This is a genomic window from Brevundimonas sp. KH_058 (assembly GCF_057838505.1).
On sequence record NZ_CM174469.1, the window covers coordinates 709857 to 729701 of the forward strand.

Annotated in this window: 17 protein-coding genes, 1 tRNA gene and 1 pseudogene; 6 read left to right on the forward strand and 13 right to left on the reverse strand. The window is 64.2% G+C overall.

Annotated features, from left to right (window positions below):
- Positions 1–59: 59 nt before the first annotated feature.
- From rpsA to aroA, 4 genes are all read right to left on the reverse strand, one after another.
- Positions 60–1763: a 30S ribosomal protein S1 gene (gene rpsA / locus AC3ISA_RS03340; RefSeq protein WP_159849104.1), complete on the reverse strand. Its 1704-nt coding sequence runs from the start codon at positions 1761–1763 to the stop codon at positions 60–62.
- A 233-nt stretch (positions 1764–1996) separates the two neighbouring features.
- The gene (cmk, locus tag AC3ISA_RS03345; protein ID WP_489179341.1) at positions 1997–2641 is read right to left on the reverse strand and encodes a (d)CMP kinase; all 645 of its coding nucleotides are present in this window, start codon (positions 2639–2641) and stop codon (positions 1997–1999) included.
- Positions 2642–2729: 88 nt separating this feature from the next.
- Positions 2730–2999, reverse strand: a complete 270-nt coding sequence (locus tag AC3ISA_RS03350; RefSeq protein ID WP_372695213.1) for a hypothetical protein — start codon at positions 2997–2999, stop codon at positions 2730–2732.
- Positions 2996–4315, reverse strand: coding sequence for a 3-phosphoshikimate 1-carboxyvinyltransferase (gene aroA / locus AC3ISA_RS03355; protein WP_489179342.1), 1320 nt, complete (start codon positions 4313–4315; stop codon positions 2996–2998). Before aroA ends, AC3ISA_RS03350 begins: the two co-directional genes overlap by 4 nt.
- A 125-nt stretch (positions 4316–4440) precedes the next feature.
- On the opposite strand from aroA, the gene AC3ISA_RS03360 reads away from it, so the two are divergent.
- From AC3ISA_RS03360 to AC3ISA_RS03370, 3 genes are all read left to right on the forward strand, one after another.
- The gene (locus AC3ISA_RS03360) at positions 4441–4896 is read left to right on the forward strand and encodes a TIGR02300 family protein (protein WP_489179343.1); all 456 of its coding nucleotides are present in this window, start codon (positions 4441–4443) and stop codon (positions 4894–4896) included.
- 296 nt (positions 4897–5192) lie between these two features.
- Positions 5193–5268: transfer RNA gene (locus AC3ISA_RS03365), tRNA-Ala, on the forward strand.
- 316 nt (positions 5269–5584) lie between these two features.
- The gene (locus AC3ISA_RS03370) at positions 5585–6856 is read left to right on the forward strand and encodes a hypothetical protein (protein WP_489179344.1); all 1272 of its coding nucleotides are present in this window, start codon (positions 5585–5587) and stop codon (positions 6854–6856) included.
- A gap of 324 nt (positions 6857–7180) precedes the next feature.
- Here the strand turns inward: AC3ISA_RS03370 and AC3ISA_RS03375 are convergent, their stop codons facing one another.
- The 8 genes and pseudogenes from AC3ISA_RS03375 to AC3ISA_RS03410 all read right to left on the reverse strand — a co-directional run bounded on the left by AC3ISA_RS03375 (position 7181) and on the right by AC3ISA_RS03410 (position 15961).
- Entirely contained in the window at positions 7181–8692 is a 1512-nt protein-coding gene (locus AC3ISA_RS03375) for an argonaute/piwi family protein (RefSeq protein ID WP_489179345.1), read from the reverse strand.
- Position 8693: 1 nt separating this feature from the next.
- Positions 8694–10214, reverse strand: coding sequence for a toll/interleukin-1 receptor domain-containing protein (locus AC3ISA_RS03380; RefSeq protein ID WP_084375251.1), 1521 nt, complete (start codon positions 10212–10214; stop codon positions 8694–8696).
- Positions 10215–10229: 15 nt separating this feature from the next.
- Positions 10230–10988 (reverse strand): hypothetical protein, encoded by a 759-nt coding sequence (locus tag AC3ISA_RS03385; RefSeq protein WP_066624046.1) that lies wholly within the window; start codon positions 10986–10988, stop codon positions 10230–10232.
- Positions 10979–11971, reverse strand: a complete 993-nt coding sequence (locus AC3ISA_RS03390; RefSeq protein WP_066624049.1) for a helix-turn-helix domain-containing protein — start codon at positions 11969–11971, stop codon at positions 10979–10981. The genes AC3ISA_RS03385 and AC3ISA_RS03390 overlap by 10 nt, the downstream gene beginning before the upstream one ends.
- A 215-nt stretch (positions 11972–12186) precedes the next feature.
- A pseudogene (locus tag AC3ISA_RS03395) lies at positions 12187–13953 on the reverse strand (oleate hydratase).
- A gap of 27 nt (positions 13954–13980) precedes the next feature.
- Entirely contained in the window at positions 13981–14847 is an 867-nt protein-coding gene (locus AC3ISA_RS03400; protein WP_007407172.1) for a 3-hydroxyacyl-CoA dehydrogenase, read from the reverse strand.
- Complete coding sequence (locus AC3ISA_RS03405; protein WP_244878347.1) at positions 14844–15341, reverse strand: acyl-CoA thioesterase; 498 nt, start codon at positions 15339–15341, stop codon at positions 14844–14846. Before AC3ISA_RS03405 ends, AC3ISA_RS03400 begins: the two co-directional genes overlap by 4 nt.
- Positions 15338–15961, reverse strand: a complete 624-nt coding sequence (locus AC3ISA_RS03410) for a TetR/AcrR family transcriptional regulator (RefSeq protein ID WP_007407173.1) — start codon at positions 15959–15961, stop codon at positions 15338–15340. Before AC3ISA_RS03410 ends, AC3ISA_RS03405 begins: the two co-directional genes overlap by 4 nt.
- 79 nt (positions 15962–16040) lie before the next feature.
- Between AC3ISA_RS03410 and AC3ISA_RS03415 the strand changes: the two genes are divergently transcribed.
- The 3 genes from AC3ISA_RS03415 to AC3ISA_RS03425 are packed head-to-tail and all read left to right on the forward strand — an operon-like array spanning position 16041 to position 19233.
- Entirely contained in the window at positions 16041–17204 is a 1164-nt protein-coding gene (locus tag AC3ISA_RS03415; protein ID WP_218015899.1) for a catalase family protein, read from the forward strand.
- Positions 17205–17244: 40 nt separating this feature from the next.
- The gene (locus tag AC3ISA_RS03420; protein ID WP_066624052.1) at positions 17245–17856 is read left to right on the forward strand and encodes a hypothetical protein; all 612 of its coding nucleotides are present in this window, start codon (positions 17245–17247) and stop codon (positions 17854–17856) included.
- Positions 17857–17859: 3 nt separating this feature from the next.
- Positions 17860–19233, forward strand: a complete 1374-nt coding sequence (locus AC3ISA_RS03425) for a Dyp-type peroxidase (RefSeq protein ID WP_066624059.1) — start codon at positions 17860–17862, stop codon at positions 19231–19233.
- Positions 19234–19450: 217 nt separating this feature from the next.
- Here the strand turns inward: AC3ISA_RS03425 and AC3ISA_RS03430 are convergent, their stop codons facing one another.
- Positions 19451–19744: a LysR substrate-binding domain-containing protein gene (locus tag AC3ISA_RS03430; RefSeq protein WP_066624061.1), complete on the reverse strand. Its 294-nt coding sequence runs from the start codon at positions 19742–19744 to the stop codon at positions 19451–19453.
- Positions 19745–19845: the final 101 nt, after the last annotated feature.

The following is a 19845-nucleotide window of genomic DNA, read 5'->3' on the forward strand; positions in this document are numbered from 1 at the left end:
CGTCGCCCTCATCTTTAGTGCGCTATCGCGGAGCGCGCGGCGCTCCGCTGCTTGAGCGCTTAGTCCTTGGTGCCGGCGTTCTTCAGCGCAGCGCCCAGGATGTCGCCCAGCGAAGCGCCCGAATCGGACGATCCGAACTGTTCGATAGCCTCGGCCTCGTCCTTCATTTCCAGCGCCTTGATCGACACCGAGACGCGGCGCGAGGCCTTGTCGACGGCGGTGATCATGGCGTCGATGCGATCGCCGACGGCGAAGCGTTCCGGACGTTGTTCGTTGCGGTCACGCGACAGGTCCGACTTGCGGACGAAGGCCGTCACCGGCGCGTCGTCTTCACCGAACTTGACCTCGATGCCGCCCGACTCGATCGACGAGACGGTGACGGTGATCTGCTGGCCACGGCGATAGGTGTCGCCCTCGCCGATCGGATCGCCGCCCAGTTGCTTGATGCCCAGCGAGACGCGTTCCTTCTCGACGTCGACGTCCAGGACCTTGGCCTTGACCATCTCGCCCTTGCGGTAGCGCTGGATGGCTTCTTCACCCGAGACCGACCAGTCGAGGTCGGACAGGTGCACCATGCCGTCGATGTCGTTGTCCAGGCCGATGAACAGGCCGAACTCGGTGGCGTTCTTGACTTCGCCCTCGACGGTCGAGCCGATCGGGTTGTTGGCGACGAACGCATCCCACGGATTGTCCTGAGCCTGCTTCAGGCCCAGCGAGATGCGGCGCTTGGAGGCGTCGACATCCAGAACCACGACGTCGACTTCCTGCGAGGTCGAGACGATCTTGCCGGGGTGGACGTTCTTCTTGGTCCAGGACATTTCCGAGACGTGCACCAGGCCCTCGACACCGGCTTCCAGCTCCACGAAGGCGCCGTAATCGGTGATGTTGGTGATGCGGCCCGTGTATTTGGCGCCGACCGGATATTTGGCTTCCACGCCGTCCCAGGGGTCCGACTGCAGTTGCTTCATGCCCAGCGAGATACGTTGTGTGTCCGGGTTGATCTTGACGATCTGGACCTTGACGGTGTCGCCGACGGCGAGAACCTGCGACGGGTGCGAGACGCGCTTCCACGACATGTCGGTGACGTGCAGCAGGCCGTCGATGCCGCCCAGGTCGACGAACGCACCGTAGTCGGTGATGTTCTTGACGACGCCTTCGCGGACTTCACCCTCGGCCAGCTGACCGACCAGTTCCGTGCGCTGTTCGGCGCGGGCTTCTTCCAGGATGGCGCGACGCGAGACGACGATGTTGCCGCGCGGACGGTCCATCTTCAGGATGGCGAAGGGCTGTTCCTTGCCCATCAGCGGACCGACGTCGCGGACCGGACGGATGTCGACTTGCGAGCCGGGCAGGAAGGCCGAGGCGCCGCCCAGGTCGACGGTGAAGCCGCCCTTGACGCGGCCGACGATGGCGCCGTTGACCGGCTGGCCTTCGGCGAACACGACTTCCAGACGGGTCCAGGCTTCTTCGCGGCGAGCCTTGTCGCGGCTGATGACGGCTTCGCCCAGGGCGTTCTCGACGCGCTCCAGGTAAACCTCGACGTTGTCGCCGACCTTGGGCAGGGCGCCGTCGTCGCCTTGGCCGAACTCGCGCATGGCGATGCGGCCTTCGGTCTTCAGACCGACGTCGATGATGACGATGTCTTTTTCGATGCCGACGACGCGGCCGTGAACGACCTGGCCTTCGCCGAAGTCGCGACCCTGAAGTTGTTCGTCGAGCAGCGCCGAGAAGTCGTCGCGCGTGGGATTGAGAGTATCAGACATGAAGCTCTGGTGTTTCCGATAGGGCTGTGGCGCGCGACCGAACGGTTCCGCGCGAGGTGGACGCCCCTCACACAGCAAGGCGCTGCGCCGAGGCGAGAGGAAAAGATAGGCAGGTCGTCAGGATGCGAGGCCGTTCAGAACGATCAAAACGCCCGCGGAAGCCGAGGATGGGAGCGTTGGATTTGCGAGAGCGGTCTTTTTGTTTCCCTACCGCTTACGCTGCATGAGGGAATCTAGAGACCGTGTTTCGCGCGCGCCGCCTCGACGATACGGCGGGCCGCATCGAAGGCCGCCTCTATACCCATGTCGGTCGTATCCAGCAAGACCGCGTCGTCGGCCTGGACCATGGGGGCAGAACCCCGGCCGGCGTCCCGCTCGTCCCGGCGCTGGATATCGGCCAGCATGGCCTCGAAGGCGATGTCCGATCCGCGCGCCGACAGCTGCTTCCAGCGGCGGGTCGCACGCACCTCGGGCGTGGCGGTGACGAAAAGCTTGGCCTGGGCGTCCGGCGCGATCACGGTGCCGATGTCACGCCCGTCCAGCACCGCCCCGCCCGCCTGGGCCGCGAACGCCTGCTGCAGTTCCAGCAAGGCCGCGCGCACGACGGCGAAGCTGGCGACCCGGCTGGCCGCCTCGCCAGCCTCGCCCGTCGTCAGGCGCGAATCGTCCGACAGTCCGGCCGCGTCTAGCCCGCGCGCGGCCTCGGCAGCCGCCGCCTCGTCGTCCAGCGAGCCGCCGTCCTCCAGCAGCTTCAACCCTACCGCCCGGTACAGCAGCCCCGTGTCCAGATGCGGCAGTCCATAGGTATGGGCCAGGCGCGCGGCGATGGTCCCCTTACCGGAGGCGGCCGGTCCATCGACGGCGATGATCAGGGTCAAGCGGAGGTTCCGGGCGAATGTATTCAAGTCTGGTCAGGCTTTAGCGGTCGGCGCACGGCCTTGTCCAACGTCGGCCCGCCCTGTTGGCTCACGCCCAGTCGTTCCAGCGCGCCAGGACGAAGACCGCGAATGCCGCCAGACCCAGCCACAACAGACAGGCGACGCCGTTCAGCGTCACTGTCGAATAGAAGAAGAAGTCGCCCTCCGCCCTCAGATGGACGGCGCCGTGCTTGCCCCTGACGCTGCCGGTCATCATCCCCTGCCAGACGGTCCAGGCCGTCCAGCTGGCCCCACCCAGACAGGTCAAAAGCCCCAGGACCGCAACGCCGCGATAAAGGACGTCGCGCGTCGGCTTCAAGCGATCCGTCCGCCCAGCCCGTTCATCATCTCGACGAAGCCGGGGAAGCTGGTGGCGATCATGCCGGGTTCGTCGACCGAGACCGGATGTTCGGCGGCCAGGCCCAGGACCAGATGGCTCATGGCGATGCGGTGATCGTGGGCGGTGTGGACGGTCGCGCCGCCGTGAACCCCTCCACCCGTGACAATGAAGCCCTCCGGCTCCTCCTCGACCTGGACGCCGCAGGCGCGCAGGCCCTCGACCATCAGCGAGATCCGGTCGCTTTCCTTGACCCGCATCTCGCCCACGCCACGCATGACCGTGACGCCGTCGGCGAATGCCGCCGTCGCCGCCAGGATCGGATATTCGTCGATCATCGAGGCAGCGCGCCCCTCGGGCACCACCACGCCCTTCAGCGCCGAATGCCGGGCGGTGATGTCGCCGACGTCTTCGCCGCCGGCCTCGCGCCGGTTGGTGATGGTCAGGTCGGCGCCCATCTCGATCCAAGTGTCGAACAGGCCGGTGCGCAGGGGGTTCAGCATCACCCCCTCGACCGTGACTTCCGACCCCGGCACGATCAGCCCCGCCGCCAGGGGGAAGGCCGCCGAGGATGGATCGCCCGGCACTGCGACGAAGGTTCCGGTCAGCGACTGACCGCCCTTCAGCGTTACCTTCCAACCCTCGCCCATCTCTTCCACGCCGACCTCGACGCCGAAGGCCCGCAGCATCCGCTCGGTGTGATCGCGGCTCTTTTCGGGCTCGACCACCGAGGTGACGCCCTCGGCGTTCAGCCCGGCCAACAGAATGGCCGACTTCACCTGAGCGGAGGCCACGGTCTGCACATAGTCGATGGCCTTCAGCGTTCCGCCCGTCAGCGTCACCGGCAGCCGATCCTCGGTCGCCTGCCAATCGAACGCCGCGCCCATGTCGGCCAGCGGCCCGGTCACCCGTTTCATCGGCCGCTTTCTCAGAGAGCCGTCGCCGTCAAAGGTCGCCGTCAGCGGATAGCCCGCCGCCGCACCCATCAGCAGGCGCACCCCGGTTCCCGCATTGCCGCACTCGATCACCGACACCGGCGTCTTGAAGCCGCCCGCACCCTCGATCCGCCACTTGCCGTCGCCCGTCCGCTCGACCTTGGCGCCGAACGCCTCGACGGCGCGGCCGGTGGCCAGAACGTCATCGCCTTCCAGCAGACCCTCGACCTCGGTCACGCCCGACGCCATTCCGCCCAGGATCATCGACCGGTGCGACATGGATTTATCGCCGGGCGCGCGGACCTTTCCGGTCAGGGCGGACGAACGGCTCGCGGTCAGTTGGGCGGTCAGTTGGGAAGGCATATTCACCCGCTTCAGGCGCTATTGTCGAAACGGCCGCGCGGGCGGCGCGAAAGATGGCTTTTGACAGCGGGTCAAAGGGGTGGCAAGGGACCGCCCCGAATTCAACCCGTTGAAAGTGTCCTCACGTGGCCAATCCCGAACTGGGCGCCAAGCAGGTCTGCCCCAACTGCCAGGCGAAGTTTTACGACCTGAACCGTCGCCCCGCCCACTGCCCCAAATGCGGCACGGACTTCGATCCGGAAGAAGCGCTGAAGCTGCGCAGCCGTCGCGCTCGCCCCGGCTATCCGGCCGACGACGAAGCCGAAGACCAGGTCAAGGACAAGAAGGTCGATGGCGACGAGGACGAGGAAGAAGACGTCAAGACGCCCGAGATCGACGAGGAAGGCCATGAGCCGATCCTGACGCCGGACGACGAAGACGAGGACGCGCCCGCCGATGCTTCGGAAGAAGCGGGCATGGGTTCGACCGACGGCGACGACGATCTGACCGACGACGATGACGACTCCGTGCCGTTCATCGAAGACGACGACGATGACTCGATCGACGACGAAATCGCCAAGCCGTCGCGCGACGACGACTAATTTTGGGCCTATCGCGCGTCGCGCTACTTGAGGCCGGGTTTCCCGCCTCTGCTGCGCTTCTCACGACTGGGCTCAGATTCTTGTTGCACCCGCCGCATTTCCCGCTAGGGAAGCGCGGCGGGACAGCAGCCTTTTCCAGCCGCTTCGGTTTGAAAAATCTGCGTATTTTCACCTCTGGGAACGCGGTGAAAATAAATCTCGAAACGGGCTTGATCGCAGAAAAGCCCTGACATAGTTTCCGCCGCCTCGCCGGGGGCCATCGCAAGATGAACCGGGCGAACCAGACCGACAGGTCCGGGGCTTTAGCTCAGTTGGTAGAGCGCTTGCATGGCATGCAAGAGGTCAGCGGTTCGACTCCGCTAAGCTCCACCAATTTTTCAAGGGGTTAGCAGGAAACTGCTAGCCCCTTGTTCGTTCTGGGTTGCACATGGGTAGCAAACTGCGTTCTGCGAAATAGTTTAAGGCGGGGCTGTTTCTTTAAGCGTCAGGCCGTTTCAAGCGCCTTCGCCTGCGCCCCGGGCCAGCGCATCCATTCCGCCTCCATTTTCATCCCTCAACCGGTCAGAGAGCGCTCGGCCTGAGAGCCGTGAGGCGTCTGGTCGCACCGCGGCAACCGCCGCGACTCGCCGCATCCCACGCGCTTCCGGCGACGGCGGTCATCCATCTAGTTCGGATGTTATGATCCGGCATGGGCAAGAAGATTTCCGAGAATCCGACCGCGGCCGAGATGATCCAGGCGGCGGAGGCGGCGCGTCTCATCGCGAGCCTCGGGATCGTACCGCAGGACGGTCCACTGGCAGAGGCCGCCAAGGCGTTGGCGGACGTCGTCGAGAAGGCCGGCGTCCTGACCCTTCCGGACCGGTTCAACTCGGCCTTCGCGGGCCTTGGCTGGATCACTTGCGGAAGCATGCCGACCACGGCGATGGAAACCGCGATCGACCTGAAGAAGGCCGGACGCCCGGACGATGCGGAAGAGACTCTGGCCGACATCTTCGACGAGCCGGCTTTGCGCTTCCTGATCATGAGGTCCCACCGCTTCCACAGGGCCTACGAACGGAAACTCCAACTCGAGGAGGCCAAGGCGCTTTTCCTGGAGGGCCGCTACCTGGCCGCCACGCCCCTCGTGCTGATGGCCTCGGATGGACTCGCCTATGACGTCGGCGGCTTCAGCGTCTTTTCCGAACACGCCGACCTGACAGCGTTTGATTCCATCGTCGGTCACCCGACCGGGCTCCCTGCCCTGATCCGGCTCATCCGGGCGCCACGCCCCCGGACGTCCGGCGACGCCGTCTCGGTTCCCTATCGCCATGGGATCCTGCATGGCCGCGATTCCGGATACGGAAACAGGATCGCCTGCGCCAAGGCCTGGCACCTGTTCCAGGCTCTCGTCGACTGGGCCCAGGAGAAAGCCGAGGAACCCGGTCGAATCGCGAGCCAGAAGGAGAAGGCCGCTCAATCGGTCGGAGACATCATCAACCAGGCCGTGGCCAGCGCGGCCCGACGGGACGAGGAAAGGCAGGCCTTGGAGGCCTGGACGGCGCGCGACCTGCCCTGCCTGCCCGATGCCCTCGCGGTCGGCTCACCTGAGGAGGCGCTCCACGATTATCTGTCGGGATGGAGAAGCGGCAACTTCATGCTGATGGGAACCCGTTCGATAAATTTCACCGGCAAGACACCCGGAAAGATGGCCTATGAAACCGGTCGCGACGCACGGAAGCTCAAGCTGACGGGCTTCCAGGTTCATCGGTTCGAGGATCTGAACCCAAGCCAGTCCAGGGCCGAAGCCACGCTCACCTTCGACACGCCTGCCGGGCCCAGAGGAATTTCGCTCTCGATCGGGATCATGCTCGACCTCGGCAAGGATGGCATTCATCTCCGCGGGCCTAAGGCGCGCTGGCAGGTCATGGGCCACGCGCTCCATGAGGTGCGCACCTGGCTGGAGGAGCCTGGCGAGTTGTGAGCCGCAGGCTAAACTCGCGCAAACAATTGGTCGGCCGCGGTTGTCGCGTCGGCGGCGGGGTGACGAACATACCGGGAATCAAGCCAACGCTACGACGCCGTGGAAGCGGTGGTGGCTCCCCTCGCGCCCTCCCGAGCCTCTCGACAGGCCGTTCGGGCCACTCGTCAAGGGAGGCATCCAGTGTCCAAGCTGCAGGTCCGCGATGGTCTCAGGACCGCCCGCCGGGGATGCCGGAAGGGACGGCAGTTCTGGGGCTGCGCCAGCTATCCCTTGTGCCAAGGCACAAGGCCCGACTGACCGATGGCGGCCGGGGCTCGGCGTCGATCAGATGTAGTGTTTGAACGGCAGGGGCGGCAGGTCGGCGATGGGCGCGGCGGTAAGGATTTCGCCGACGTCGTCAGCGAATCTCAGGGTCACCGGGGTGCCGTCTCCATAGATGCAGGCGTTGAAGTTCAGCTTGGTGAGACCGAGGACGTCCTGCATGACCTGCGTGAGGTCGGCGTCTCCTCTGGTAATCTCGATCGACAGGGGGTTGGGCGCCTCCCGGCCGGGATAGGTCTGGAGATCGGGAACGAACCCTACCGTCCAGAGGTAACCCTTCCGCGGGCTGACGGTGAGCGCGGTCCCGCGCAGGACGGGGCTACGTCCCTGGCGGAAGAGCTTGATCTCCCGCGTGGTCTGGATGCGAACACCGACGAGCCGGGTGTCGGGTCCGACGGCGCTGGAGAAGCCACGCCACTCCGCCTCGTTGAAATGCTGTTTGGCGTGGATGAAGAGTTCTTTTGGCGGACGACCATGCTTGGCGACATAGGCCTCGACCACCAGGCCCGCGATCTCCTTCGCTTTCGCCTCGTCGAGGTGGAATTCCGAGGTTGTCAGCGAATACCAGGGCCCGACCGCACCCTTGAAGACGACGCCGTCCCCGGAGCCGAGGAACATCTGGGCGCCGCAGCAGGCGTTTCCCGGCGAGCCAGCCGTATCCGTCTTTTTGAAGACGAGGCCGATGTAGCAGACGTCTTCTCTCACCCCCGCCAGGGCCCACGGACGGCCGCCCGCCTTGAAGAAGGCGGTCGTGGAGAGGTTCCAGGCGATGTTCGCCGGATCCTGCAGCATCCGTGGTTTGCCGCCTAGCGCATTAACGCCCTCCGGATCGATGGTGGATTCCCGCACGATCTGGAGGACGACCTTCTGGTCCAGAAGCCGCGCCTTCAGCTGGTTGTGGAAATCGACCTCGTACCGATAAGGCTCCGCGGCCGCGTTGTCCTCGGCGAACATGGACGGAGCCTGGACGAAATTCCGAGCGGTGCGCGCCGAGAATCGTTGGCTCGTCCTCGTCCGCTCCGGCAGCGGCACTGTCGATTTCGGTCTGCAGAAGCGATGGACGTCATCGGGTATGACCACGAACCAGACCGCCGGACTGCTGTCTTCCTCCCGCAGGAATTTGCGGATGGCCTGGTCAAAAAGGTCGACGGTCTTGTAGACGCGTTCGTGCCCATCCGGGATCCGGACGGTGCTCGACAGGGCTGCGGCCGAAATCGAGATAGCCGCGACGGGATTGGCCGGCCATCTGGTCTTGAAGGCGGCTTCGAACCCGGGAAAGGCCAGGTGGTGCTGCTCGGCCTTGGCAGCGGGAATGTAGCCGGTGATCTGGGCGACCCACTTCTTGTACCGGGCGATCCCCTCGTCGGTGCCGATGACCCCAACCCGCATCTCGGCGGGTTTGCCCTCGTCGATCATGGGGCCAAAGAGAAAAAGGCCGTCTTTCGGATCCGGCATCATCTGGCCATGCCCGAACTGAAGAAGAGGTTCGGGCAGCATCTGAAGGGTCTGGATCACGTCAGTCATCAGCGGCTTCGTCCATTCCCGCGATCTCGAAACCCTCGTCCGGTTCGACAGGCGCCTCGGGCGGCGTCTCGTCCTCGTCCTCGACCACGAGGGCTTTCGATTTCACGGCCGGGTCGGGACAGGAAACCGGCGAGTCGAACAGAACAGGCCGCACATCGACGACCACCTCCGCGAAATCGCCCATGGCCAGCTTCAGCCGACCTTCGTCGTCGCCGATCCAGGCGACATAGGCCAGCATCAGGTCGCGCCACTGGCCGTTCCACCAGTTCCGGCAGAACCCCCGCCGCAGCTTGTGCATCTTCTCCACGCTGTCGAGCGGGGTCTTGCCGTCGTGGGAAAAAATGATCGCCGCCTTCATCACGAAGTGGGGCGTGTCCGTCATGACGGGCTTGGCGATGAAGCCCAGGTGCCAGTAGACGCCCCGTTTCTCGCTTCGGCCGACCATCGCCTTCCGGCGACGCCTGCCCGTGTGGTCGATGAAGTGTGCCGTATCCGTCTCGATGAGGTCCTTGGGGAAGAACCAGGCGATGGAGTTGTCGGCCATCTCGAAGGCGGACAAGCCCTTGGCCGCCATCGCATTGTTCCAGGACTGCCGCAGGAGATTGACGACCATTCGCCTGGCGTCCACGCGTTTGACCGAGGGCATCGCTGACGGCGTGCCCGCCAGCATCTCGTCGAGCGTCACGAGGTAGCGGCGCTCGATGATCTGCTCCGGCAGGGCCAGCTTCAGGTCGACCTCCGCGCCGAACGTCCCGACGAGCTTGAAGTATTTGAACCACGGCAGCCGCGTCCCTGCCATCAGACCCGCGACGTGCTTCTCTTCGACCCCGACGGAGAACAGCGACACTTCGGTCGGCAGGGACGTGATCGGAAGCCAGTTCGAGTACAGCTGCTCGGTCTCGGCCCTGGGCGCCTGATCCGTGTCGAAGCGACGAAGGCACCAGGACGCGACGTCGGCCGGGGCGATCGCACCCTTGGGAATACCGTCGCGTTCCAGAACCTGGAACACCCGCGCCAGCGCCGGAGCCCACCCCGCCTTGAAGTCGATGACGTTCTTACGGGCGATGTTCCCCTTGAAGTCGGAATAGGGGACATCATCGACCCTGACCGGCAGCAGGAAGTTCTCGATCTTGTCGCTGCGTTCCACGGTGACAGCGAGGTGGATTTCGTCCTTCACGCCCTCCTTCTTCAACGCGGCGCTGGAGACGACGAGGATGAATTTCGCCGTGTGGTGGCGAATGGCGTCCTCGATATCCTCCCAGAACAATTCCCCACCGATCAGCTTGGTGACGTCCGACCAGACTTCGTAGCCCGCGCTGGCGAGCTGAACGCCAAGCCAGCGCACGAAATCATTCTCTTCCGGGTTGGCGTGACTGATGAAGACGAGCCGTCGCGCAGGTCCAGCGGGCTTCGGGGGCGTCGAGGATGTCGCGGCTGAAGGAATCACCCCGGAACCATAGCGCGTTTCCCTGAACTTTCCCGCTTTGTTCCTCCATGCCCGGGGCCGGCTCATCAGGTGGCGATGACGCTACAGGTTGTAGACCGCCTTCAGGCGCGCGATCAGCTTACCTTTGTCGGGAGGCGACAGCTTCAGGGCCTTGGGATCGAAGGTCTCGTCAGCGGACACAGCCTCGACGAAAGCTCCCAGGTCCGCGGCGATACCCCCGGGAAGCTTGACCGTAACCGCCGGCCCGAGCAGCTGCAGGAGCTTAAACACGTCGTTCCGGTGCTTGGTGACATTGTGCTTGTCGACCTGCCCCCCTTCCGCGCGATCGCGCGCGAGATTGTTGTAGGCGAAGGCTTTGAAGGGGATGAGCACCTGGACATCGACGACCGGGACGCCGTCCATCTCCGTCGTCCCTTCCTGGAGCAGTTCATAATAGGTGTCGTCGAGCAGCATGGCGGACAGGCTTTCGACCGTCCCGTCCAGCGGTATGGGCGTCAGGCGCGCGCCTTTCGGGACGGTGATGACATCCGGCACGCGCGAAAACAGCTCGAGCATCGCGGGATAGGACTTGTCCGCGGGATGGGTGAAGCGGAAGAAGTCCCGGGTCCCGTCGCTGCGCTCCCGGGTCTGATAGCCGCCCGCGTCGATGAAGGCCCAGAAGGTCTGGACGAAGGCGGGCTTCAGGGCCTCGAGACAGAGGACCAGGTCGAGATCCTTGGTGGCCCGGAACGGTAGTCCCGCGCCCGTCATGTGGATCTCGGCCGCCGCGCCGCCGATCAGGGTGTACTGGTCCTCGAAGCCGGCGAAGGCCGCCTTGAACACATCGATGCCTACGACCATCCGAGGGACTCCATCAGGGTTTCGACGGCCTGTTCGAGGCGCTCGTCATGGCGGTCCTCGAGGCTCAGAAACAGCGAGATACGATCGACGACCGGGCCATGGTGGCAGAGCAGGCGCGGGTCATAGGACCAGGTCTCGATCCGGACGGCCGCCGGGTCGTCATCATCGGCCGGCTCCAGGTCGTACTGGTAGACCAGCGCCTTCCACTGACGCGCGGACACCGCGCGGATATCAAGTGGAGGCGGCCCGAGGTTGGTATAGTCCGCCAGGGCCGACTCCCCCGCCAATGGCAAGGTCCGCACCTCGGGGAAGGGTCGAACCAACCGACGCGCGCGGACAGGCGATTGCAGCAGGGGGCGGACGTCCCGCCACAGGGCGTCGCCCTCCTCGCTGAAGGCGATGCGACGCTCCCGCCCCCGCGCCTCGACATCGAGGATCCCATGCCGCTGGAGTTCATCGACCACGCGGCCGGTGGTCATCGCCGAATACTGGAACCGCTCGGCCAGTGACTTGGGCGTCTGGCCGTCCAGGTCTTCCTGGAGCAGGGTGGCCACGACTAGGACCTGGGCGGCTGGGGTCAGTTGCTCCAAGGCCGGCCGGACTTCGGACCGGAAGTATTCGCGCAGGTCGGCTCCGAGCTCGGGAAGGAAGAGCTGGTTGCCAGGAACGATGAAGTTGACGCCCTGCTGGATGAGCCGTTGGCGATTGGCCGAACTCAGCGCATCCGTCAGTACGACGACGACGAACCCGTCCGACGTCGAGCGTGCGGTGGCGACATGCTTGGCGATGGCCGCCGGCGTCTCCGCGTCCTGGCCAAGGGTGGCGAGGATAAGCAGCCTTCGCCCAAACAGGGTGGTCTCGGCGAGGCGATAGCGGTCGGTCAGAAAAAACGGCAGGAGACCCACGTCGGCGGGCTCGAACGCCAACCGGGCGTCGAACAGCTGCCCGACATAGGCCGCCGTGTCGTCGAACAGACGGCCCAACTCTCCAAAGGATGCGGTGTTTGATAACATTGGATTGGACGATAACACCGACAACGTTACCATTCAATCTAATGTTATTATGGTCGCTTCGCCGTCCGGCTCATGATGGTGATGATGGCCGTGCGCCCCAGTCACCTCGGCGGCGCGTTCGCTCTTCTGATCGTCGTCGGCCATTCATCACCTTTCACACGCCGCGCGTGCCTTCCGGTCTCTGTTCACTCCTCGATCAGATGGAACTCTTCGAGCAGCTTGGCGATCTCGGTGCCTTCGAGCTTCTTCATCAGCAGCTTGCGCAGGAAGGCCGGTCCGGGAAGGTCGATGCCCTTGCCGTCCCGCAGCGGACCGATCGCTGCCAGCAGCGTACGGATATCGTAGGTCGAGTTGAAGACTTCCGGCACGCCGCGCTCGACATTCATCAGGGTGTAGACGGCCTCCATCGGGGTCCTCACCGAATATTCCGTGGTGAAGATGCAGTCCCGCTGTTTCGATTCCGCGAACTGTCCGATGAAGGCGAAATTGACCGCGCCCTCCGGCACCACGTCCGGCCGGTCACCCGCCTGGCGCGGCATGAAGAAGGCGGTGATATAGGGCATCATCGTGGGCACGGTGCTGGCGCCGGAGGCTGCGAGCTCCGGAATGTCCTCGACCGGTACACCGAGATGGTAGAGCCACTCCTGGGTGATTTCCTCGCCGGTGCATTCCTGCATTGGCTTCTTCACATAGTCGCCGGGCTTGTCGACAAAGAGCGCGTAGAACCAGGCGATCATCTGGTCCTAGGGCTGCTTCTTGAAATGCGGCTGGCGATGAACCGTCCAGCTCAGCAGCCACGCCGAGTCCTTCACCGTGACGATACCCGCCGAGACGATCTTGCCGGTGAAGGGGTTGCGCTTGGTGATCTTCTCGACATCGGCCGGAATACGGGCATCGAGGGCGGTAATCGATGCCGAGGCCCATTTCGTTTCCGGGATATGGGCCCCGAATACGTCCGGGCGGCCGAAGGCCGGATCCTTCGCCGCGATCCGCCGCCACAGGTCCCAGGCCGGCGCCGGTCCTTCGTTGAGCTTCGCCGGCGTCTTGTGATCGCCATTGTCGGAATTCTCGGTCAATGAGCCGATGGTTATGAAGACGAGATCGTCTGGCGCGAGATCGACGCCGCCTTCGACGCCGCGCTCTTTCCAGTGAATGCGGGTCGCTTGCTTGCGGCCGGGCTGGATGTCGAAATCGACGTCGGTGACCTCGACGCCGTAGCGGAACGTGACGCCGTGATCGGTCAGCCACTTCACCAGCGGCAGGACCATGGATTCATACTGATTGTAGCGATTGAACTTGAGCGAGGAGAAGTCGGCGAGACTGCCGATATGATGGATGAAGCGGTGCAGGTAGAGCTTCATTTCCAGCGCCGAATGCCATTCCTCGAAGGCGAACATGGTGCGCCAATAGAGCCAGAAATTGCTCTTCAGGAAATCTTCGCCGAAGACCTCGTTGATGCGCTTGTTCTCCATCTCCTCGCGTGTCGCCAGGAAAACGGAGAGCAGGTCCTTCTGGGCCTTGTCGTTCAACGTCAGCAGCGCCTTGTCGGGCACGTCCTGGCCCTGGTTCTGCGTCGTACGCTGGAGCGAAAAGTTGGGGTCGTCCTTGTTGAGCCGGTAGAATTCGTCGAGGACGCTGGCATCCTCGATCTCCAGCGAGGGGATCGAGCGATAGAGGTCCCACAGGCACTCGAAATGCTCCTCCATCTCGCGGCCGCCGCGAATGACGAAGCCCTTCTCCGGCACATCAAGACCATCGAGCGCGCCGCCGGGGATTCCCAGCTCTTCCAATATGGTGATGCGATCGCCCGAAACGCCGCCGTCGCGGATCAGGAAGGCGGCGCCGGCGAGCCCCGCCAGCCCCGAGCCGACGAACCAGGCCGTCTTCTTGTCGGCCCCCTCGGGCTTGCGGGGACGCACGAAGGCTTCATAGTTTCCACTGCTATAGTGCATGGCGAACTCCTGTTCTTCTTGTTGGGATCAGTCTGCGGAGGGTTTGTAGCTGTAGAAGCCTTCGCCCGAGGCGATGCCGAGCCTGCCCTTGTCGATGTAGTTTTCCTTCAGCCATGCCGCGAGCGACTGGGCGTGCTCATCGCCATGCGACAGAATGTTGTAGGGGGTGTTCAAGCCGATGATGTCGTAGATCTGGAACGGCCCCATCGGCGCGCCGGTGGCGATCCGCCAGACCTTGTCGACATCTTCCGGCTCGGCATAGCCGCCGGCGGCGAGATCGGCCGCCGCGTTCAGGAACGGCACCAGCAGGGAATTGAGGACATAGCCTGCCTTTTCCTTGCGCACCGGGATCGGCACCATGCCGATGGCCGAGGCGAAGGCGATCAGGGCATCGAACACGGCCGGATCGGTGTCGTCGGTGCCCATCACCTCGGCGGTGTTGAACTTCCAGATGCTGTTGGCGAAGTGCAACGCCAGAAACCGGTCCGGGCGGCCGGTGAAGGCCTTGAGGTCGCTCGGCAACAGGGTCGAGCTATTGGTAGCGAAGATCGCCCTTTCCGGCGCAAGCCCCGCGAGCTTCTCGTAGAGCGCCTGCTTGATCGAGAGAAGCTCCGGAACCGCTTCGATCACGAGGTCCGCGTCCGCGACGGCCGAACCGAGATCGGCGGACAGGGTGATGCGCTGCAGGGACTCGGCGGCCTTGCCGTCGGCCGCACCGGCCACCTCCTTGCCATAGGTCTCGACGAGCATGGCAAAACGCTGCCTTGCCTGTTCAAGCGCCTCCTCGCTGGTGTCGTAGGCGGTAACGTCGAAGCCGCTATAGGCGGTCTGGAAGGCTATCTGGCTCCCGAGGACGCCCGTGCCGAGAACCGCCACTTTCCTGATATCGCTCATTCAATCTCCTTCTGCGCGGTATCGTCACCAAGAAACGGAGCCGCCACCTCCACCGGGACGCGGGCCAGCTTGCCGGTTTCCCGATCGACAAGGGCCCACTGGGTCAGCGAGGCGACGAGCGTCCGCCCGTCTTCATCATGGAATTCGACGCATCGTGCATAGCGCGCACCGCGCGGCACTCCGACGACCCAGGTGATCGCGCTGACCGCGTCTCCCGCCCGGACATTGCCGCGATAGTCGACCTCATGGCGCAGCACGACCGCGACGAGCCGGTCGCGATCTTGCGGACGCGCGGCCGTCAGCCAGTGCGCCACCGACGCATCCTGGATCCAGGTCACCCAGACAGCATTGTTGACATGGCCGAGTTCGTCGATGTCGGCGTCCTGGGCGCGGAAGCGGATATGGAAGCGCCGATGCTCATCCACCTCGCCGACGAGCGGGTGTCCGTGCTCATCGCAGCCGATGCGTCGACGATCTGACACGATCCCGCTCACGAATACGCCTGCTCCTCATGCGACGAACCCAGTCCAGCCATGGCGCGGAAGAAGCCGACGAGCATCTCGTCGCGCGGCATGGCGCCTTCGACATCGCCCTGGACCGCCAGTCCCATCCAGAGCGCGTATAGACCGATGCCCGTCTGCATCGGCGGCAAGGCCGGACGCAGTGCGAAGCGTTGCGTTAGATCGGCAACGAGTTCACCGAACATCCGATAGCAGGCCGCCTTGCCCTCCCGGTGCCGCTCGGCGAAAGCCGGATCGCGCCGCGCGTGAAGCTGCAATTCGATCGAGAGGAGCGACCATTGCGCTTCACCGGCCAGCTTCGCGAGCCGGGCGGCCAGCACCTGGAGCGTTGCCTCGATATCATCGCCGGAGCAGTGCGCGACCAGGTCGCGAAGCAGTGTGACCTCATCCTGGATATGGCTCTGCAGGATCTCGACCAGCAGATCGTCCTTGCTGGCGAAGTTCGAGTAGAAGGCACCCTGCGAATGGCCGGCCGCGCTGCAGATGTTGCGGATCGACATGGCGGCGACCCCCTCCTCGATGATCGAGGTATGTGCGGCGGCGATCAGCCGGTCCCGCGTCTGGCGCTGCGTGTCCTTGCGCGTAAGCGGCATGGGTTCGTTCTCCAACCAACGGGCGAGACGTGCGAAACCTTTTCGGCGGTTCCGCGTTCTCAGTAAAACCAGATATCAAGTGATATCCGAAATCAACGGCGATTTCGACCCGAAATCGTCCGCAGTATCGAAATTAAAACGCGAAGGAGTGCCCTTGGCTGAAACCTACATTGGCTATTCCCCGGACGTGGAGGTTCTCGGCGAAGACGAGGAGCGGCTGACCGCCGAAATCCTCGAGATCATGGCGAGCACTAACCGTAAGGCCTTCGAACGCCACCGCCATGCGGTGCGCGACGCCCATGCCAAGAGCCACGGGTTCCTGAAGGGTGAGTTGGTCATCCCGGAACTGCCGGAGCATCTGCGCCAGGGGCTTTTCGCTCGTCCCGCCACCTATTCCGTGGTGATCCGCCTCTCATCAGCGCCCGGAGATATTCACTCCGATACGATACCGGCTCCGCGCGGCATGGCGATCAAGGTCATTGGCGTGGCGGGGGAGCGGCTTCTCCCCGAAGACCAGGGCCGCAACCAGGATTTCCTGCTGGTCAATATCCCGACCCTGAGCTTCGGCACGATCGGTAAATATCGCCAGCTCATCGGCCTTCTGGAAAAGAATGCCCAGAACCCGGCCGTTCTCCAGCGCGCCATGGCCGGGGTGGCGCGGGGAGTGGAAGCCGCGGTCGAAGCGGTCGGCGTCGAGCCCGGCGCCACGCTGCGCGGTCTCGCGCGCGACAATGACCATCTGCTTGGCGAGACCTATCACTCGATGGCGGCGATCCGCTTCGGCGACTACATCGCCAAGATCAGCGCCGCACCGCTCTCCGACAATGTCCGGGCACTCGCCGGCAAGGATGTCGGCGCGGTGGAGGACGCCACCATGCGCGATCTGGTGGTCGAGCATTTCCGCGATCAGAGCGCGGAGTATCAACTGCGCGCCCAGCTCTGTACCGATCTCGAAAGGATGCCGGTCGAGGATGCGGCGGTGCTCTGGCCGGAAGATCTCTCGCCGCACCAGCCGATCGCCACGCTGCGCATTCCCCCTCAGGACGCCTATTCGCCAGCGCGGCGGGTCTATGGCGATGACGTGCTGTCCTTCAACCCCTGGCACGGCATCCGCGATCATCAGCCGCTCGGCTCGATCATGCGGGTGCGCATCGCCGCTTATGAACGTTCCGCCCGCTACCGCCACGAAATGAACGCGCAGCCGCGCGTCGAGCCGACGAACATCGACGCCATTCCGGACTGACGATCCGATCGTCAACCAAACTTACGAAAGGAGGCCAGCCATGGCCGAGACCGAAGAAACCCCTCAGATCGACGAAACCCGCCTTCAGGCCATCCGCCGCCGGATCGAGGAAGTGGCCGGCGACGCGCCGCAGCTCGCCAAGCTCGCCCTCGAGCAGATGGTGACGAAGCATAATCCAGACCTCAAGGGCACCGCCGGCTCCGCCGGCCGTGTCGGCGCTCAGTCCGGCAATGTCTCGGAGCTTACCGCCATCGCCAACCTCAAGCCAGGCGGCGCGGACCGGCTGAAACGCATCTTCGGGCTGGTGAACGGCAATTTCGACGGAGCACAGAAGGTCGGCACACTGCACAATATGCGCTTCGTCTTCTTCGACAACGACACGCGCATCCTGTTCGCCACCGCCTATGATGGCGACTGGGACACCTATATCAACGACTTCGCCACCAAGATCCCCGACCTGATGGACCTGCTCTTCGCCTCGGTCGAGGGCTGGCCGGGCATTGCGAGCCCCAAGGTCAAGGACTTCATCGCCGAGCATCAGATCACCGCCGCCGGCTGGTTCGTCGCCAACCCGCAGGTGACCGTCGTCGATGTGCGCCGGCTCCAGCGCATGGAGCATGCCGTCAACGAATTTCTCGACAAGGTGGGCTGAGCAATGGCGATCCTTCAGAAACTGAAAGAGCGCTTCCGGCGCGACAGCGTCACGCTCGACCTGCACGACATCCAGGCGCTGATTCTGCGAAGCCGGCCGGAGCCCTATGTCGGCATCCACGCCATGCTCCATTTCGACGAGGCCGAGGGCGCGCGCGACCTCCTCGGCCGGCTCGCGCCGCATATCGCCTCGGCCGACAACTGGAGCGACGATCTCGATTTCTGGATCGGGGCCGCACTCAGCTTCGAGGGGCTGAAGGCGCTCGGCCTGCCGGAAGCACAACTCAAGACCTTCCCGCTCCCCTTCCAGCAGGGCATGCCCGCACGCGCGGAGCAGCTTCGCGACTTCGGGCCCAACGCGCCTGAAAAGTGGGAAGAGGTCTTCAAGCCGGGCAACTGCCATCTCGCGCTGACCATCTATGCCGTGAATGATGCGGCGCTCGACAAAGCGCTGGCGACAGCGCGCGCCGAACTCGACCGGAGCAGCGGCGTGACCCTGCTCGGCGAGCATCGCTTCGGTGCGCCGGATGGCGCGAAAAACCCGTTCGGCTTCCGGGATTCGATCTCCCAGCCCGCAGTGGAGGGCAGCGGCGTTGATCCGCTGCCAGGCGAGGAGCGGCCGATCAAGGCCGGCGAATTCATCCTCGGCTATGAGAGCGAGAACGGCCAGCCTCTCGGCATGCCGGAGCCCGCCGCGCTCGGCAAGAACGGCACCTTCGTCGTTATGCGCAAGTACAACAGCCGGGTCGGCTGCTTCAACGCCTTCCTCAAGGCGCATGGCGAGACGCCGGAGGAACGCGAGCTATTAGCCGCCAAGATGTTCGGGCGCTGGCGCTCCGGCGCGCCCTTGACGCTGTCGCCCGACCATGACGATCCCGACCTCGGCGCCGATCCGCAGCGCAACAATGACTTCACGTTCAAGGAAGACCCCAAAGGCCGCGTTGTGCCGCTCGGCTGCCATATGCGTCGACTCAATCCCCGCGATTCCGAGCTGACGCTGCTTACCGACGTCAACATCCACCGGATCATCCGCCGCTCCTCGACCTTCGGACCGGTCTATTCCGAGGATGTCGCGCCGGAAGACGATGCCGAAGGCGATCGCGGCCTGTTCTTCATCTTCATCAGCGCGCGTGCCTATGACACGATCGAGTTCATGCAGCAGGAGTGGATCAACCGAGGCAATTTCGTCGACCTTGGCGAAGAGCGCGATCCGATCGTTGGCCTGCATGAGGATGACGGCCGGTTCACGATCCCGCAGGCGTCGGCGCGCAAGCGCATCGACGGTGTGCAGACTTTCAATGTCATGAAGGGCGGCGAATATCTGTTCATGCCAAGCCTGTCCGCGCTCAAATGGCTGGCGGCCGGGAGCTGGGGTTAGGAACCCGCCGGTCAGTCGTTGGCCTTTGTGAAGATGAACGTGCAATTCATCAGGATCGCTGCGCTCGGCCTCACCATGATCTTTGCCAGTCGCGTCTGGCCCGATCGGTAATCCTGACGTCTGCAAAAACTGCCTCTAACGCATGATCGGCGAGGACGCTTCGGTCATCCGGACCGCTTGAGCGCAGGCCTTTCGGATCCCGGGTGGCTTTTGCTCTTCATAAGAGCTTGTCCTTCAGCAGCGTCTCAAGCCAATCGGCAAATACCTGCAGCCGGTGTGAAAGGTGCTGGCGGTGGGGATAGAGTAACGTCATAGGCATCAGCTCGGCTCGATGGCCGGGCATCACCTCGACCAATTCTCCCGCCTCAAGATGCTGTTTCACGTCATAGGCTGGGATCTGGATCATGCCGAGGCCTGCGAGGCAACAGGCGATGTAGGCCTCGGCGACCTTCGGAGAGTCCGCTTCTGGGAGTAGAGGTTCGCTGTCAGGGGGCGATCGCGGCGCGCCCATTTTCTGAGGAAGTTGGCCCTCGCAGGCCGCGTTGGGTTAGGCATCAGGCAGGCCAAAATCGGCCGTTCTAGCGCAGCGGGCGGGGCGGATGCCTGACCCCG

Bases quoted from the DNA above. Each gene is read 5' to 3' on its own strand.
- rpsA (WP_159849104.1), bottom strand. From the start codon at position 1,763: ATGTCTGATACTCTCAATCCCACGCGCGACGACTTCTCGGCGCTGCTC.
- aroA (WP_489179342.1), bottom strand. From the start codon at position 4,315: ATGCCTTCCCAACTGACCGCCCAACTGACCGCGAGCCGTTCGTCCGCC.
- AC3ISA_RS03370 (WP_489179344.1), top strand. From the start codon at position 5,585: ATGGGCAAGAAGATTTCCGAGAATCCGACCGCGGCCGAGATGATCCAG.
- AC3ISA_RS03380 (WP_084375251.1), bottom strand. From the start codon at position 10,214: ATGAGCCGGCCCCGGGCATGGAGGAACAAAGCGGGAAAGTTCAGGGAA.
- AC3ISA_RS03385 (WP_066624046.1), bottom strand. From the start codon at position 10,988: ATGGTCGTAGGCATCGATGTGTTCAAGGCGGCCTTCGCCGGCTTCGAG.
- AC3ISA_RS03400 (WP_007407172.1), bottom strand. From the start codon at position 14,847: ATGAGCGATATCAGGAAAGTGGCGGTTCTCGGCACGGGCGTCCTCGGG.
- AC3ISA_RS03410 (WP_007407173.1), bottom strand. From the start codon at position 15,961: ATGCCGCTTACGCGCAAGGACACGCAGCGCCAGACGCGGGACCGGCTG.
- AC3ISA_RS03420 (WP_066624052.1), top strand. From the start codon at position 17,245: ATGGCCGAGACCGAAGAAACCCCTCAGATCGACGAAACCCGCCTTCAG.
- AC3ISA_RS03425 (WP_066624059.1), top strand. From the start codon at position 17,860: ATGGCGATCCTTCAGAAACTGAAAGAGCGCTTCCGGCGCGACAGCGTC.
- AC3ISA_RS03430 (WP_066624061.1), bottom strand. From the start codon at position 19,744: ATGGGCGCGCCGCGATCGCCCCCTGACAGCGAACCTCTACTCCCAGAA.